This is a genomic window from Bacillus sp. Au-Bac7 (assembly GCF_021341655.1).
GTDB lineage: Bacteria > Bacillota > Bacilli > Bacillales > Cytobacillaceae > Niallia.
In genome coordinates this window covers 812962-829476 of record NZ_JAJTTG010000001.1, presented here as the reverse complement: position 1 = coordinate 829476, position 16515 = coordinate 812962, and the positions used below count along the sequence as shown (strand labels likewise).

Here is a 16515-nt window from a genome sequence, read left to right as displayed (position 1 = left end):
ATGCACTGCATAGATGATGCAGGCATCTTTTTTTATAAACTAATGTTTGCTTCTAGTCTTCTAGTTTTTAAAAGGATAACTATTTTATGGTAGAATTTCCTTATTATTTGATAGTATCTTTCAAATACTGGGAGAAGTGCTTTATAATAATAGCAGACAGCAAAGTAAATCGGCCAGGCTTTCTGTTAGCAAATCACTGATTATTAAACATGAATGTCTGTTTTTTTGCACTTCTTGGCGGTCATAATTCATTAAACTAAAAGGAGGAATGAAAGCGCTTAAATAAATAAGATGGATGATGGAGGGATTACTATGTATCATTTCGTCACAAATGGTATCTATCGTTTTTGTGAATGGGTGACAAGGCTTGCCTATCTAAATTTATTATGGGCATTCTTTACTGCTGTCGGGTTCATTGTATTTGGAATTGGACCATCAACGGTTGCTATGTATACGGTCACGCGAAAATGGCTGCAAGGGCACACGGATATACCTGTTTATCGCACATTTATGCATGCATATAAGCGGGAATTCTGGCGCGCCAATAAATTAAGCTGGATTTTATTAACGGTAATGGCTGTTTTTTATGTTGATTTTGTTATATTCGGCTGGATGGGCCAAGAAACATCCGTTTTTGCGTTAATTTTTATGATTCTGCTGCTCATTTTTACCATTGTGTTCTTAATGGTGTTTCCCGTGTACGTACACTATGATATTCCGTTATCAAAAACATTTAAGTATGCAGTTCTAATTGGCTTTTCTAGACCATTTTACACGATTGGAATGTTGGCAGGAGCAGTTGGTGCCATTTTAATCAGTCTGATCCACGTAACGGTGATTATATTTTTCAGTGGAAGCTTATTTGCATTGGTTGTCACTGCTTTTGCTATGAAGGCATTTAGCAGCATGGACAAAGGTACAGCTAAGGAACAAGTCTTGCAGTAAAGGAGATAAGACAATAAAGGAGTACTTTCGTTCTATGAGAAAAACATGGGCATCAATCATCACAATCTATCAAAATACGAAACTGAATGGAAAGCTCTTTATTCGCATCACACTTCTTATGGTCGTTACTCTTGCGCTCGTATTAATTTGTCTCCAATATGCTTTCAGCCTATATGATGAACAAATATATGCAAAATCATCACAGGTATTAATGATGTCATCCAATACCATTGAAGAAGAGCTGGAACGCATCGAGGAGGTAAGCTTTAATATTGCCGTTGATCCGCAAATACAATCAGCTTTGCTGGAGCTGCAGGGAGAGGTTACTGGCTATGATATTTACCGGCTCGAGCAAAAGCTGGAGGAGGAGTTAGCCAATTACGTCGGCTCGGAAAGGTATATCCATTCTATCTATCTTTATGATTCTTCAGGGAGAGAATTCTTAGCGGGCTCAAGCTCTAAACCGCTTGGCGAAAAGGAAAAGCGCATTGCTATGTACAGCGCTGACAGGTATGAAGGCAAAAATTATTGGATGGAAATAGACGGTGTGGATGAATTTTTGACTTCTGTACGCCTGCTGCGCTCGTATGAGAATTTAAACTTTGACAGAATCGGCAAGCTGATGATTCGGGTCAACCTTGATAAAATCGTTGCCGGTCTGCCGCTTACACAAGGAGAGGTCGGCGGTAATATCGTTATCTCTAACAGCAGCCAAGTTTTTTACTCACAAAAGGGTACCCATGATTTAGGTAATTTTGATTTCATCACAAAGAAGGGGCAAGGCTATGGTATTGAGAAAATAAACGGCGAAAGATATTTCGTAAATCATATTGCCACAAATTTTGAGGACTGGACATATTGGAATATCATCCCCTTTCATGCGATGTTTTCCAAAATTACAGCAGTCAAATACTCGATGGTGCTATTATTCACGTTTTTATTTATCCTGCTGATTTCAATTGGTTTTGGATTTTTAAAGAGAATTACCAATCCGATCGAGGAGCTGGCCTCCACCATGCAGGAGGTGCAAAAAGGTAACTTTTTAGCTGTGCAATCACTTAAGGTAGATGAAATGCCAGAGGATGAGGTTGGAACGCTATATCGAAATTTTAAGACAATGGTTCAGCGTATTGATGAATTGATCAAGGAAAATTTCTCTAAACAGCTGTTAGTCAAAGAAACCGAGTTCAAAGCACTGCAAGCACAAATTAATCCGCATTTTCTATACAATACGTTAGAATCGGTCAACTGGCTGGCGAAAACGAATAAGCAGCAGCAAATCTCCAGCATGGTGGAAGCACTTGGCCATCTCATGCGTAATTCTATTAATTTTAATGAAGATATTATTACAGTGGAAAAGGAGCTGGACATTGTCCAAAGCTATTTGACGATTCAAAACTATCGGTTTGCCGATCGGCTTGATTTTCAAATGGATATACCTGCTTCTGTGCTGCACCATCATATCCCGAAACTGACACTTCAGCCGCTTTTAGAAAATTCTTTTCAGCACGCAGTGGAGCCTGCTCTTGATGTCTCTACTATTAAACTATCAGCAGTAGAGACTGAACAATTACTGTATATCCGAGTGGAGGATAACGGACCTGGTATTGATCCAAATACACTACTATACATAAAAAAAGGCATTATTAAACCAAAAGGAACCGGGATTGGCCTAAATAATATTGATCAGCGAATAAAGCTCGGTTTTGGTGAGCAATATGGTTTGGAAATTGAGAATCTCGCTGGAAAAGGCACAGCTGTAACAGTCATTTTACCAATTCAAAGGGGTGGTATCAGATGACCTATAAAGTATTGCTGGCTGATGATGAAAGAATTATCGTGGAAGGAATTTCAAGCGTCATCAACTGGAGCATGCTCCATACAGAGCTTGTGGCTACGGCGCGAAATGGCGTCGATGCGTATGAAAAAATTGTCTTACATCAACCGGATATCGTAATCAGTGATATAAAGATGCCAGGAATGGATGGTATTGCCTTAGCTAAAAAAGTGTATGAAGAGTTTCCTGCTACAAGCTTTATTCTCTTGTCAGGCTTTGGAGAATTTGAATATGCAAGACAGGCAATGCAATATGGTGTCAAAAACTACTTGCTCAAACCTTGCAATGAAGAGAAAATCACTGCTGCCTTGCAAGACATCATTAAGGAATTGGAGGCAAAAAAACAGCAGAATAAAAAATTCCTCCTTCTCGAAGAGAATTTAGAGAAAATTCAGCCATATATGAAGGCACAGCTGTTAACAGAGCTTTTTGCAGGCAAAGAGATTAATCGTGATTTTACGCGGTATGAACACTTATTTGACATAAAAGACAGACATAAGCAAGTCATGCTTGCTCTTTTGGAAGTGGAGAGCGAGGATTCTAATGAATATTTAACCTACCTTGCAGAAATGGCTGCGGAGCTTGTGCCTGAACTTGTGCTGTCAACAGTTATCGGGAAACAGGCCATCATTGTAGTGGAATCAAGGCAGGATGTTATACATCTTGTGACAGACATACAGTCCCAGTTTTCTTCGAAATACAATGTGCAAACAACTGCTGCATTAAGCGAATCTGGCGTTCTCAAAGAAATAAAGAAACTGTATAAGCAAACTTGTGAATTTATCGGACATAAATTCTATATCGGCACAGGCAAGCTGATTACAGCTGCCAATATTACACCTGTTAGAAATCAAACATGTAGCGAACCGTTTTCCTTGGATGAGCAGGAAATAACTTTAAGAATCAAGTCTGGAAACAAAGAGGAGGCACTGGGTGTGCTTGACAGTCTGTTTGCCACTATGGCGAATCAACGGCTTGGCATCCACCGGACAAAATCTCATTGTATTCAGCTTTATAAGGAAATAATTAAAGCCGATAAAGACGAAGAGCTAGACTTGCATACTGGTACAACAGAATTGCTGGCAATGGAGACTGTTCAGCAGATGAAGGATTATCTGAAGGATTGTGCAGCACAGCTGTCGGAAATATATAGTGCGCGGCTTGTGACAAAGCAATCATCTGTAATCAGCAAGGTGATTGATATAATTGAAACCCATTTTTCCAATCCAGATCTATCCTTAAAGCTGGTCGCAAATGAGATGCTGTATATGAACCCTGACTATCTTGGAAAATTATTTAAACAAGAAACAGGGGAGCGCTTTTCTGCTTATTTGACGAAATGGAGAATTGAAAAAGCAATCGCTTATATAACGGAAAATGATGATGTCAAAATGGTGACATTGGCAGATATGATAGGGTTTGGGGATAATCCGCAATATTTCAGCCAAGTGTTTAAAAAGTATACCGGTTATACACCGTCAGATTATCGCAAAGCTCAAAACCTTGTTTGAAAGCGTTTTATTTATATCTGTTTTTTGCACATTCATATCTGTTTTTTCCATTACAGAGAAAGTAAAAATGCATTAAATTAAGGATGTAAGCACTTTCAATAAAGGAGGGCAATATATGAAAAAGCTAGGCCTTATCACTTTAAGTTTTCTTTTACTTTTTTCTTTAGCAGCCTGCAGTTCTAGCGGCAAAGAGACTTCAGGAGGCAAAGATGAAAAAATTACTTTGCGTGTAGCATGGTGGGGCGGACAGCCAAGGCATGATTACACAATGAAGGTAATTGAAATGTATGAGAAGGCGAATCCGAATGTTGAAATTGAAGCAGAGTTCGCCAACTTTGATGATTATTGGAAGAAGCTAGCACCTATGGCAGCTGCCAACCAGCTTCCTGACATTATTCAGATGGATACAGCCTATCTTTCCCAATACGGGGAAAAAGGCCAGCTGGAAGACTTAACAAAATATACGGAGGATGGAAGCATTGATGTGAGCTCGATTGATGAAAATACTTTATCAGGCGGTAAAATCGGCGATAGCATGTACGGTTTTAATTTAGGCTCCAATGTTCTGTCTGTTATTACAAATGATGACATGCTTAAAAGCTCTGGTGTTGACCTGAATGATGAAAATTGGACTTGGGAAGACTTCGTGCAGATGGCAACAGATGTTCAAAAATCAACAGACAAGTACGGTACGAACGGGATGAACCCGGCAGACGTATTTTTCCCTTACTATTTAAGAACACAGGGAGAGCGCTTCTATAACCAAGAAGGCAACGGATTAGCTTATACAGATGACAAGTTATTTGTAGATTACTTTAACTTACAGCTTGAGCTCCTTGCTAATAACGCATTCCCAACACCTGATGTTCAAGCACAGGTTAAAGGTCTTGAGGATGACTTTATCGTAAAAGGCAATGCTGCGATGACTTGGAACTGGTCTAACCAATATTTAGGGTTTGCTCAATTGACAGACTCTCCGCTTACTCTTAATCTTCCGCCAGAGCAATCAGCAGAAACAGCTTTATTCTTAAAGCCAAGTATGTATTTCTCTGTTCCAAAAAGCTCTGAGCATAAAAAAGAAGCTGCGAAATTCATTGATTTCTTTGTAAACGATGTAGAGGCAAACAAATTGATTAAAGGCGACAGAGGTGTTCCAGTTTCTTCTAAGGTTATTGAAGCCATCAAGCCTGAATTAACAGAAGAAGAAACGAAAATCTTCGAATATGTGGAAAGAGCTTCACAGAATGCAAGCCAGGCAGATCCTCCTGATCCACTTGGAAGTGCGGAAGTAATGAAAGCATTGAAGGATGTTTCAGAACAAATTCTGTTTAAGAAAATTACACCAGAAGAAGGCGCAAAAACGTTCCGAGCACAAGCTGAAGAAATTTTGGGCAGAAACAAGTAAAACTAGAAAGGAGGAAAGCTTTTCCTCCTTTTAGTTTCTTAAAGGCCCGCAGAGGAGTTGAACGGCATGAAAAAGCGGCAGTTAAGTGAAAATTTAGCAGGCTATGCATTTATATCCCCATTCATCATCGGTTTTATGGCATTTACCATCATCCCAATGGCCGTTTCCTTGTACTTATCCTTTACAAGCTACGATTTATTTTCCACCCCTGTGTGGGTTGGTCTCGATAATTTCAAGGAAATGTTCACAGGTGATGATAAGTTTTGGCAATCGTTGAAGGTAACCTTTACGTATGTGTTTGCAGGAGTACCGCTCAGACTGATATTCGCGTTAATTGTGGCAATGCTTTTGAATAAAGCATCCAGAGCAGTCGGTCTGTACCGAACATTGTTCTACTTGCCTTCCATCATTGGCGGAAGCGTTGCTGTAGCAATCATGTGGAGAAATATTTTCGGCAATGAAGGTACATTGAATGCCTTGTTGTTTTTCTTTGGAATCGATAAAAAAATCCTTTGGTATCAAGATCCGACTAAAGCGTTATGGACATTGATTTTTCTTGCGATCTGGCAATTCGGCTCATCCATGCTGATATTTTTGGCAGGCTTGAAAAATATACCGCCTTCCTACCATGAAGCAGCGAATGTTGACGGCGCCAACAGATTTCAAGTTTTCTTTAAAATCACCTTGCCGCTGTTAAGTCCGATAATATTCTTTAACCTAGTAATGCAGACTATTTCAGCCTTTATGACATTCACCCCAGCGTATATTATCACAAAAGGGGAAGGCGGACCGCTTGATGGCACGCTTCTGTATTCCCTGTATATATTCCAAAAAGCGTTCAATTTCTTCCAGATGGGCTATGCCTCTGCCATGGCATGGGTGCTTCTCGTTATTGTCGGTATTTTGACGCTGATCTTATTCAAAACGTCTAAATTTTGGGTTCATTACGAATCGAAGGAGGATTGATTTACATGAAAACCGCCACTAAAGATACAGGCCCGCTAATGCCAAATACGGGTGTATCATATAAAAATCCTCGTTTGAAGGCAAAAAAGTGGATTTACCATCTTGTAACAGGCGGATTCGCCTTGGTGATGCTATATCCGATTATCTGGCTGTTAATGAGCTCCTTTAAAGAAAGCTCACAAGTGTTCATCACCGCCCATTCTCTAATACCAAAACCGTTTATTTTAAGCAATTACGCAGCAGGTTGGGAAGGGATTGCCGGACAGTCTTTTGGCGTATTTATTAAAAACTCCCTTGTGATTGTTGTATTATCTACAATCGGAGCGGTTGCATCATCCGCATTGATAGCCTACGGTTTTGCCAGAATTCAATTTAAATGGAAGGCATTTTGGTTTGCTTGCATGATGGTAACGATGATGCTTCCACACGAAATTATCATGATTCCGCAATATATTATTTTTGCGAAGTTAGGCTGGCTCAATTCTATTAAGCCGATTGTTGTTCCTCAGTATTTCGGGCATGCATTCTTTATCTTTTTAATGGTGCAGTTTATCCGCAATATCCCGATGGAGCTTGATGAAGCTGCAAGAATCGATGGCTGCGGAAGATTCAGCATTTTCTACCGCATTATTTTGCCGTTAATCACACCAGCTCTGGCGACTGCAGGTATCTTCTCTTTTTACTGGAAATGGGAAGACTTAATCAATCCTGTTCTGTATTTAAACAGTCCAGAGAAATATCCTGTGTCACTTGCCTTAAAGCTTTTCCTAGATTCGGAAACAGCCTCCAACTGGGGCGGAATGTTTGCTATGAGTGTTGTGTCCCTGCTGCCTGTAGTACTTATTTTCTTCTTGTTCCAAAAGTATATTGTTGAAGGTATCAGCACAAGCGGATTGAAATAATGGAAGGAGTGAAATTATGCCAGCACTTGTTTTTGATGAAAGCAGCATTCTTGATGCGATAGATGCTGTAGTGAATAAGACGTTTCAAATGGACTTTAATTGGGATTGGCCAGGAGGAGTTGCCTTTTATGGAGTGGCCGAAGCATATGAGGTAACTGGCAAGGAGGAATATCTTCATTTATTGAAAAACTGGATGGACGAAAGATTAGAGGATGGATTACCTAAGCTGTCTGTTAACGGTGTTTCCATGGGTCATGCTCTGCTGAGCTTATATGCCGGCACAAATGATCAACGCTATTTAGACACAGCGATCCAACTAGCAGAATACTTGAGGAATGACGCGGAGCGCTTCGGTGACGGAATTCTCCAGCATACTGTGAATTCGACTACGTATGTGTTCCATGAACAAGCATGGGTCGATACGATGATGATGGCTGGACTTTTCCTGCTGCGGATTGGCAAGCTAACAGAAAACAAGGAATATTTCGAGGATGGGCTTAAGCAGTTTCATGGTCATGAAGAACTGCTTCAAGATCCAGTTACTGATCTTTATTACCATGGTTGGGATAATATGGCGAAAAACCATATGTCCAGTATTTATTGGGGCCGAGGTAATGGCTGGGCCGCTCTGACGATGGCTAGAGCGCTTGAACTAATTGATGTGACACATCCATCCTTTATGATCATTGACGGCTCTTTAAGGGATCAGCTGAGTGCGTTAGCAAGACTGCAGGATGATCAATCAGGTTTGTGGCACACCGTTTTGACAGACAGCACCTCTTATTTAGAAGTGTCAGGCAGCTGTGGTATTGCAGCAGCGCTTTTGTCACGAGGCTCTCTTTATAACAAATACACACAGAAATCAATTGCATCCATCCTTGAACACATAACAGAAGACGGAAAGGTAATGAATGTCTCTGCAGGAACTGCTGTTATGGATGATATAGACGGCTACAAAGGAGTACCGTTCAAACGGATCCATGGCTGGGGACAAGGCCTTGCACTTGTGTACCTTTCTCAGTTAATAAAAAGCACGAATCGTGTTTACGCATAAAATCGGAGTAGTTTGAATCTCTTAAAAATAGGAGGCAGCAAAGCGTGAAGGATAAGAGTATCCGCTTGTTTATAGCAGGTGACTCAACAGCAGCCACCTGTCCAGCATTTGAAGCCCCGATGGCAGGCTGGGGACAAATGCTGCAGGATTTTTTTACAGAGGAAATCGAAGTCTGCAATGAAGCGATGGGTGGCAGAAGCTCTAACAGCTTCATAGAGGAAGGCAGGCTTCTTTCGATTCAAGACAGAATCCAGCCTGGTGATTACTTATTTATTCAGTTCGGCCATAATGATCAAAAGTCATATGGAACCGAGCCATATACCTCTTATCAGGCTTGTCTGGCCGAATATGCGGCCTTGGCACATACGAAGAACGCGTTTCCGGTGTTTTTAACATCTGTAAACAGACGGAAGTTCAGCGAAGATGGAACACTGCTTGATACGCTGGGGGATTATCCAGACGCTATGCGGCAATTGGCGAAAAGATTAGCGGTTCCTTTGATTGATATGCATGTTAAAACGAAAGGACTGTATGAATCTCTCGGTCCAGAAGCGTCAAAGGAACTATTTGTCTGGCTGACTGCAGGCGAGCATCCAAATTATCCAAGCGGGTTGCAAGATGACACGCATTTTCACTCGTCAGGTGCTGTGGAAATATGCAGACTCCTTATAGAGGGTATCATGGAATTACCGCTGGAGCTAAAAAACTTCATTAAAAAGACGGAGATTAGATTGGAGAGATAGCTAAGATGGCGAAAAAACTGTATCATGGCGCGGCTTATTACCCAGAGCTTTGGGATGAAAAGACGATAGCAGAAGATATTGTGCTTATGAAAGAAGCTGGCATCAATGTCGTTCGAATCGGTGAATTTGCTTGGTCAAAAATGGAGCCGACCGAAGGAGCAATTGACTTGAGTTTCTTTCAAAACATCATTGCACGTCTGTATGACAATGGTATTGAGACGGTAATGTGTACACCGACTGCAACACCGCCGATTTGGATGTCTTATGAACACCCTGAGCGCATGTATGTCGATCAAAATGGGCAAACAATGATTCATGGCTCTCGCCAGCATGTTTGCACCAATAATCCATACTTCAGACAACGAGCAGCAATTCTCACAAAGAAAATCGCAGAAGCACTTGGCGGGATGCCTGGGCTGATCGGCTGGCAGCTTGATAATGAGTTTAAATGCCATGTAGCAGAATGTATGTGTGACAGTTGCAGACAGCTTTGGCATCAGTGGCTTGAGCAGCGCTATGGTTCGATTGAGTGCTTAAATCACGATTGGGGAACACATGTTTGGAGTGAGTATTATCACAGCTTTGACCAAGTTCCGCAGCCTGGACCCGTGCCATTTTTGCATAATTCATCATTAAAGACGATGTATCAAATCTTCTCAACGGAAGCAATTGCCGAATTTGCAGAAGAACAAGCAGCAATTATCCGCGAGCATTCACAAGCACCAATCACCCATAACAGCACCGTCATGTTCGCTGTCGACAATGAACGCCTCTTTCAAAACCTTGATTTTGCTTCCTTTGACACATATGCGCCAGCCAATTCGTATTACTCATATTTGTTCAATTGTGATCTATGGCGAAACCTGAAAAAAGGCAAGGAGTTTTGGATTATGGAAACAAGTCCCTCCTACAGTGCATCGCTTGAAAGCTATGCGAAGCCCCACCCAAAAGGTTATTTAAAAGCAGAAGCAGTGGCTGCCTACGCATTAGGCGGAGAAGCTTTCTGCTATTGGTTGTGGCGTCAGCAAAGAGCAGGCTGCGAACAGCCCCATGGTTCTGTCATCAGCGCCTGGGGGAAACCAACGGTCGGGTATGAAGAAGTTTTGGAAACAGAAACGGCAAGGCGCACCATTGAACCAATCTTGACAGAAACATCCCCAATGCAGGCAGAAATTGCGCTTACTTATTCCGATAAAGCCAAGATATTCTTCAACACAGAACCGCATAAAGGCTTGCACTATAAGGAATTAATCACGGATTTCTACAAGTATATTTTAGCATCAGGCCTCCACCGCGACCTTTTGCCGGAAGGAGCTGAGCTGGACGGCTATAAACTGTTGGTTACTCCTTTTGTTCATCATCTCTCAGATGAATTTATTAAGAAAGCACAAGCATTTGTTGAAGCGGGAGGTATATGGATTGTCGGCCCGTTGAGCGGCGGCAGAACAGAGCATCATACGATACATACAGATGCAGCTTTAGGAAGTCTTGAGAAGCTGGCAGGAGTAGAGACAGCCTTCACCTTCCCGATTGAAGATACTGGTTCTGTTGGAGAAGCCTTCGGTCATACTGCGCCACTAGGGCTGTGGAGCTCTGTTTTTGATGTACAGGAAGCAAAGGCTGTCGGTGTTATAAAGGGCGGGCTAGTTTCAGGGAAAGCTTTTTTGACAGAAAGACAACTCGGCAAAGGCATGATAGTGATGCTCGGTTCCTTGCCGCTCGGTGATGCGGGGAGTAGGATGCTGACAGAAATCATCACAACATATGCAGGCCTCGCTGGAGTACAGCAAGAGATAACCGCTTCAGAAGGAACAATTATCGCTCCAAGAGACCAGAATGGCAAAAAATATTGGGTTATTGTCAATATGGACGGCAACGGAGGGACTGTCAGCATTCCTCAAAAAGCAGTCGACTGTCTTACACAAGAGGAAATACTTGCAGGTGAATGGAAGCTCGGAAACTATGAATATCGAATTCTGCAATTGTATTAAAGGAGGAATTACAAATGGATAAACTACAGGCCGATGATATTAAAATAGCCTATATTGGAGGAGGCTCGCAAGGCTGGGCCAGAAGATTGATGTATGATCTTGCCCTCGAGTCAAGAATATCAGGAACAGTGGCCCTTTATGATCTTAATCTCGAAGCTGCAAAAACAAATGAAAAAATCGGCACCTATATAACGAATCATCCTGATGCAACTGGCAAATGGAAGTACGAAGCAGTACCTGCAATCGAGGAAGCTCTTACGGGAGCAGATTTCGTGATTATCTCAATCCTGCCAGGGACTTTTGAAGATATGGCAAAGGATGTTCACCTTCCAGAGAAGTACGGAATATACCAGTCTGTCGGGGACACGGTTGGACCAGGCGGTATTAGACGCGCTGTCAGAACGATTCCAATGTTTGTGGAAATCGCTGCCGAAATACGTAAGCATTGTCCGGATGCTTGGGTAATCAATTATACAAACCCGATGAGCTTATGCACCCGCACTTTATATGAGGTGTTTCCAGCAATTAAAGCGATCGGCTGCTGCCATGAAGTGTTTGAAACACAGCATTTGCTAGCAGATATGGTTGGTGAAATGCTAAATGTTAACGTGAAAAACCGCAAAGACATCCAAGTGAGTGTAACAGGCATCAATCACTTTACATGGCTTAATGAGGCCGCTTATCAAAATATTGACTTATTCCCCCTATATAAGCAGTTTGCTGAGAAGTATGCCGAAACAGGATACGAAAAAGAACAAGGAAAATGGGAGGAAAGTGTATTCAGCTCAAGCAATCGTGTGAAATTTGACTTATTTAAAAAATACGGACTTATTGCAGCAGCAGGCGATCGTCATCTTGCCGAATTTATGCCGCCTGTTTATTTAAAGAATCCTGAAACAGTTCATGACTGGAAGTTCCATTTAACGTCTGTCGATTTTCGCGTAAAAGACCAAGCGCGGAAAATAACCGAAAATGAACAAGCTTTTACTGGTGATACAAAAGTCGTCCTAGAGCCGTCTGGTGAAGAAGGGGTGGAAATTCTCCTTGCTTTGCTTGGATTGGAGGAACTAGTGACAAACGTCAACTTTCCGAATCTAGGTCAAATTCCAAATCTGCCTAATCATGCTATCGTCGAAACAAATGCTCTAATCCGCAGAAACAGCGTCCAGCCTGTTTTAACAAAAGACCTGCCACTTGATGTTGCCAATATGGTTAACAGGCATGTTCATAACCAAGAAGCAGTCCTAAAGGCGGTGTTAACAATGGACAATCAGCTCCTCTTTAATGCCTTTATTCAAGATCCATTGGTTGCAGCCATTCCTTATGAACAGGCAGCAGCATTATTTGAGGAAATGGGCATTTTGCAGCAAAATCAGTAAAGGAGATGGTCAAATGGCAAATATTACAGCAGCAGATAAAAAACAGGTGACAGAAACAATCCAGCTGTTAATGAACAATTTAACGAAAATACAGGATGATACTGGTGAATATTTACTTAATTTCGATGGATTAATCGTTGATGATAAAAGCTGGCATGTTTGGAATTGGCCGCAGGGAGTCGGCTTATATGGTATCTATCAATATTGGAAGCTGACTAGTGACGAAAAAGCATTGCAGATTATTCATGACTGGTTTACTGCAAGATTCACAGAGGGAGTCCCGCCGAAAAACGTCAATACGATGGCACCACTATTAACACTTGCTTGTTTATATGAAGATACGAAAAATCAAGACTACTTGCCTCATTTGCAAGAATGGGCTGATTGGGTCATGAAGGAGATGCCGCGGACGAAGGAAGATGGACTGCAGCATATGACATACGGGCCTGAAAACAAAAATCAGCTTTGGGATGATACGCTGATGATGACCGTGCTGCCCCTTGCGAAAATCGGCATGCTCTTAAACAGACAAGATTATATCGAGGAAGCAAAAAAGCAATTTCTCATTCATATTAAATACTTAGCAGACAGACGAACTGGTCTTTGGTTTCACGGATGGACGTTTGAGGGCAATCATCATTATGCAGAAGCGCTGTGGGGAAGGGGAAACTGCTGGATCACCATTGCTATCCCAGAATTAATTGATATTCTCGGGCTGCAGGAAGATGACTTTTTCTCATCCTTTCTTCTAGAGACTTTACAAAGACAAATTGAAGCATTGCACCATTGGCAAAATGAGGGTGGGCTGTGGCATACGTTAATTAATGACAACAGCTCTTATCTAGAAGCGTCTGCTTCTGCAGGGTTTGCCTATGGCATTTTAAAGGCTGTTCATAAGGGCTATGTGTCTGAAATGTACAGAGAAACTGCTTATAAGGCGATTGAAGCACTCAGAGGAGAAATAAACAGCGAGGGAGTGCTGCAAAAAGTTTCTGTCGGCACTGGAATGGGAGATACGCTCCAGTTTTATAAGGATATTCGAATTACCGCGATGCCGTATGGTCAATCTTTAGCTATTCTTTGTCTCGCAGAATTTTTGCAAGATTGTCAGTAATAGATTTTAATAGGGGGCCTTGTTCGTATGCAAGGTTCTTCCTTTAAAATAAAATGAAAAGGTTTACAAAAAAATTAAAAAGAGGTGTAGCTTATGTCTTGGAAAGGTTCTTCTTATATGAGAAAGGCACTTTGTGCTGCAGCGGTGCTGCCGCTGCTTTTTGTTGATACAAGCAGTGTTTTTGCTCACAAATCTACAGATACTTCTTCTAAAGTGCAATTAGAATACTTAGACAGAGGCTTAACAGCAGCCCAAACTTCTGAAGGCAACTTCCTCAGCTGGAGACTTTTAGGAACAGAGGTGACAGGCTACACAAAAAATGGGATGAAGGGAGCATCCTTCCATGTATACCGCGATAACAAAAAAATCGCAACCGTTAGTGACAGCACCAATTTTCTCGACAAAACTGGTAGTGCTTCGTCTGCTTATGAGGTAAGGGCAGTCGTGAACGGGAAAGAAGTCGATGAAAGTGCTTCAGTCCGTCCATGGGCTGACCAGTTTTATGATATTCCCTTGCAAAAACCAGCGGACGGGGTAACGCCTGCAGGCGAAACATACACATATTCTGCCAATGATATGAGTGTGGGTGATGTCGATGGCGACGGGCAATATGAATATTTCGTAAAATGGGATCCGTCTAATTCTAAAGATGTCTCTCAAAAAGGGTATACAGGCAATGTGTATATCGACTCTTATACGATGGATGGCACGCTGCTGTACAGAATTGACCTTGGTGTGAACATAAGAGCAGGAGCGCATTATACGCAAATGTCGGTGTATGATTTTGATGGCGACGGCAAAGCAGAGTTAATGTTTAAGACTGCTCCGGGAACGAAAGTCATTCGTTATGATAAAAACGGCAATATTACATCAGAAAAATACATTACGATGCCTAAAAGCGATATAAAGGCAGGCTACAGCAATAAAGATGATTATCGCATGAGTGCTGCAGATTATTATGATCATTTAGTAAAAATGTTTAGAAACTGGCATCATCATGAAGAAGTTGTTAATGGCAATTGGCCTAAAAGCTTAGAAGAGGCCTTTGGCATCGAAAAGAAATACAGTTATCCACTATCAAAACAGGACGCAGAAAGTCTTGTTGATTATTTCATGGATGTTTACGCACCAAGCAGAAGCACACGTAATGATTTAAGGACTTTTGAAGGGTTCATTCTTGAAGGCCCTGAATATTTGTCTGTATTTGAAGGAGCTACAGGGAAGGAATTGGAAACCATCCATTATGAAACAGACCGCCATGATGACGGCTTAATGTGGGGCGATTATGCGATGGCGCGCATTGAGCCTGGCAACCGTGTGGACCGCTTTCTTGCTGGAGTAGCTTATCTTGACGGTAAAAAGCCATATGCTGTGTTTGCTAGAGGCTATTATACAAGAACAACGCTTGTTTCCTACAGCTGGGATGGGAAGCATTTGAAGAAGAAATGGGATGTCGACTCCGGCTGGACACCAATGTCTAACCCGTTCAATGACAGTCCTCATGGCAAGGATGGCACCAATAAAGAATTCGGCACATTAACAACACAAGGGGCCCATTCTCTGGAAATGGCTGATGTGGACTCAGACGGCAAGCAGGAAATTGTCTATGGGGGAGCAACGATTGACGATAACGGCTCTTTACTGTACAGCTCTACAGATGTAATGCCTGAAGAAAGTGCTTCACCTGGAACAACGGCAAGACTCGGACACGGTGACGCTCTTCATGTCACCGATATCGATCCCGAGCGTCCTGGTTTGGAAATATACATGGTGCATGAAGGGGCAACGAGTGCACCGTACGGTTACACTTTAAGGGATGCTAAGACAGGTGAAGTTATTTATGGCGGTTATACAGGTAAAGATACAGGCAGAGGGATGATTGGTGATATCGACCCAACAAAGCCTGGGCTTGAGACATGGGCCAACACAGGTGTCGGCTTATATACGGCAAAAGGAGAAAAAATCGGAGATGCTGGACCAGGTACGAATATGAGTATTAAATGGGCAGGCAATATGACAACTCAAATAGTCGACGGAGCTCTTGAAGTGACACCGACCATTGAAGACTGGAAGAATGGCAGACTTCTGACACTAGAAGGAACGAGAACGAATAATGGCACAAAGGGGAATCCATCGCTTGTAGCTGACATATTTGGCGACTGGCGTGAGGAATTGCTAGTCCGCACAACAGACAGCTCTGCTATCAGAATCTATCAAAGCACAGAAGTGACTGACAGAAAGCTTTATACACTAATGCATGATGTTCAATACCGCACAGGTGTAGCTAGACAAAGCACAACCTATAATCAGCCTACTTATACTAGCTTCTATTTTGCAAGTGATACAGATTGGTCACAAGTGCCAGTGCCAACGTTCACAACACCTGGTTTAGAAGCTTTGCTTAGTCAGTTAATGAAGGATTATAAAGATAAGGGAGAACTATCAGGCAAGCTGTACGGACAGTTAGAAAGCAGCTATAAGCAGGCTATAAAACACGAGGAAAAAAGCAATAAGAAGCAAGCAGTTAAAGCATTGGAGAAATATAAGGACCAGATAGAGAAGGGCGTAAAAGCTAAATATATTTCAGATGAGGCAGCAAAAAATTTAACGAAGCATGCTGACTTACTGATCAATTCGTGGAAATAGTAAACATAGGACAACAGCCGCT

Annotated in this window: 12 protein-coding genes; all 12 read left to right on the top strand. The window is 41.9% G+C overall.

The features are described from left to right. The first annotated feature begins 312 nt into the window (after window positions 1-312). The 12 genes from LXM54_RS04240 to LXM54_RS04180 all read left to right on the top strand — a co-directional run bounded on the left by LXM54_RS04240 (window position 313) and on the right by LXM54_RS04180 (window position 16493). Window positions 313-945 (top strand): YesL family protein, encoded by a 633-nt coding sequence (locus LXM54_RS04240; protein ID WP_233313837.1) that lies wholly within the window; start codon window positions 313-315, stop codon window positions 943-945. Window positions 946-979: 34 nt separating this feature from the next. Continuing rightward, a complete protein-coding gene (locus LXM54_RS04235) occupies window positions 980-2746 on the top strand; it encodes a sensor histidine kinase (RefSeq protein ID WP_233313836.1) in 1767 nt (588 codons plus the stop codon). Next, complete coding sequence (locus LXM54_RS28200) at window positions 2743-4293, top strand: response regulator (RefSeq protein ID WP_325169546.1); 1551 nt, start codon at window positions 2743-2745, stop codon at window positions 4291-4293. Before LXM54_RS04235 ends, LXM54_RS28200 begins: the two co-directional genes overlap by 4 nt. A 115-nt stretch (window positions 4294-4408) precedes the next feature. Further along, on the top strand, window positions 4409-5698 hold the full coding sequence (locus tag LXM54_RS04220) for an ABC transporter substrate-binding protein (RefSeq protein ID WP_233313835.1): 1290 nt from the start codon (window positions 4409-4411) through the stop codon (window positions 5696-5698). Window positions 5699-5764: 66 nt separating this feature from the next. Beyond that, entirely contained in the window at window positions 5765-6664 is a 900-nt protein-coding gene (locus tag LXM54_RS04215; protein WP_233313834.1) for a carbohydrate ABC transporter permease, read from the top strand. 128 nt (window positions 6665-6792) lie between these two features. Beyond that, window positions 6793-7566, top strand: a complete 774-nt coding sequence (locus tag LXM54_RS04210; RefSeq protein ID WP_396953809.1) for a carbohydrate ABC transporter permease — start codon at window positions 6793-6795, stop codon at window positions 7564-7566. 16 nt (window positions 7567-7582) lie between these two features. Further along, entirely contained in the window at window positions 7583-8620 is a 1038-nt protein-coding gene (locus tag LXM54_RS04205) for a glycoside hydrolase family 88/105 protein (RefSeq protein WP_233313833.1), read from the top strand. A 44-nt stretch (window positions 8621-8664) separates the two neighbouring features. Further along, complete coding sequence (locus LXM54_RS04200; RefSeq protein WP_233313832.1) at window positions 8665-9363, top strand: rhamnogalacturonan acetylesterase; 699 nt, start codon at window positions 8665-8667, stop codon at window positions 9361-9363. A gap of 5 nt (window positions 9364-9368) precedes the next feature. Then, entirely contained in the window at window positions 9369-11354 is a 1986-nt protein-coding gene (locus tag LXM54_RS04195; protein ID WP_233313831.1) for a beta-galactosidase, read from the top strand. 14 nt (window positions 11355-11368) lie between these two features. Further along, on the top strand, window positions 11369-12733 hold the full coding sequence (locus LXM54_RS04190; protein ID WP_285854778.1) for a family 4 glycosyl hydrolase: 1365 nt from the start codon (window positions 11369-11371) through the stop codon (window positions 12731-12733). Window positions 12734-12746: 13 nt separating this feature from the next. Next, window positions 12747-13847 carry a beta-galactosidase BglB gene (gene bglB / locus LXM54_RS04185; RefSeq protein WP_233313830.1) on the top strand — a complete coding sequence of 367 codons (1101 nt, stop codon included), beginning with the start codon at window positions 12747-12749 and terminating at the stop codon, window positions 13845-13847. A gap of 93 nt (window positions 13848-13940) precedes the next feature. Beyond that, on the top strand, window positions 13941-16493 hold the full coding sequence (locus LXM54_RS04180; RefSeq protein ID WP_233313829.1) for a rhamnogalacturonan lyase: 2553 nt from the start codon (window positions 13941-13943) through the stop codon (window positions 16491-16493). Window positions 16494-16515: the final 22 nt, after the last annotated feature.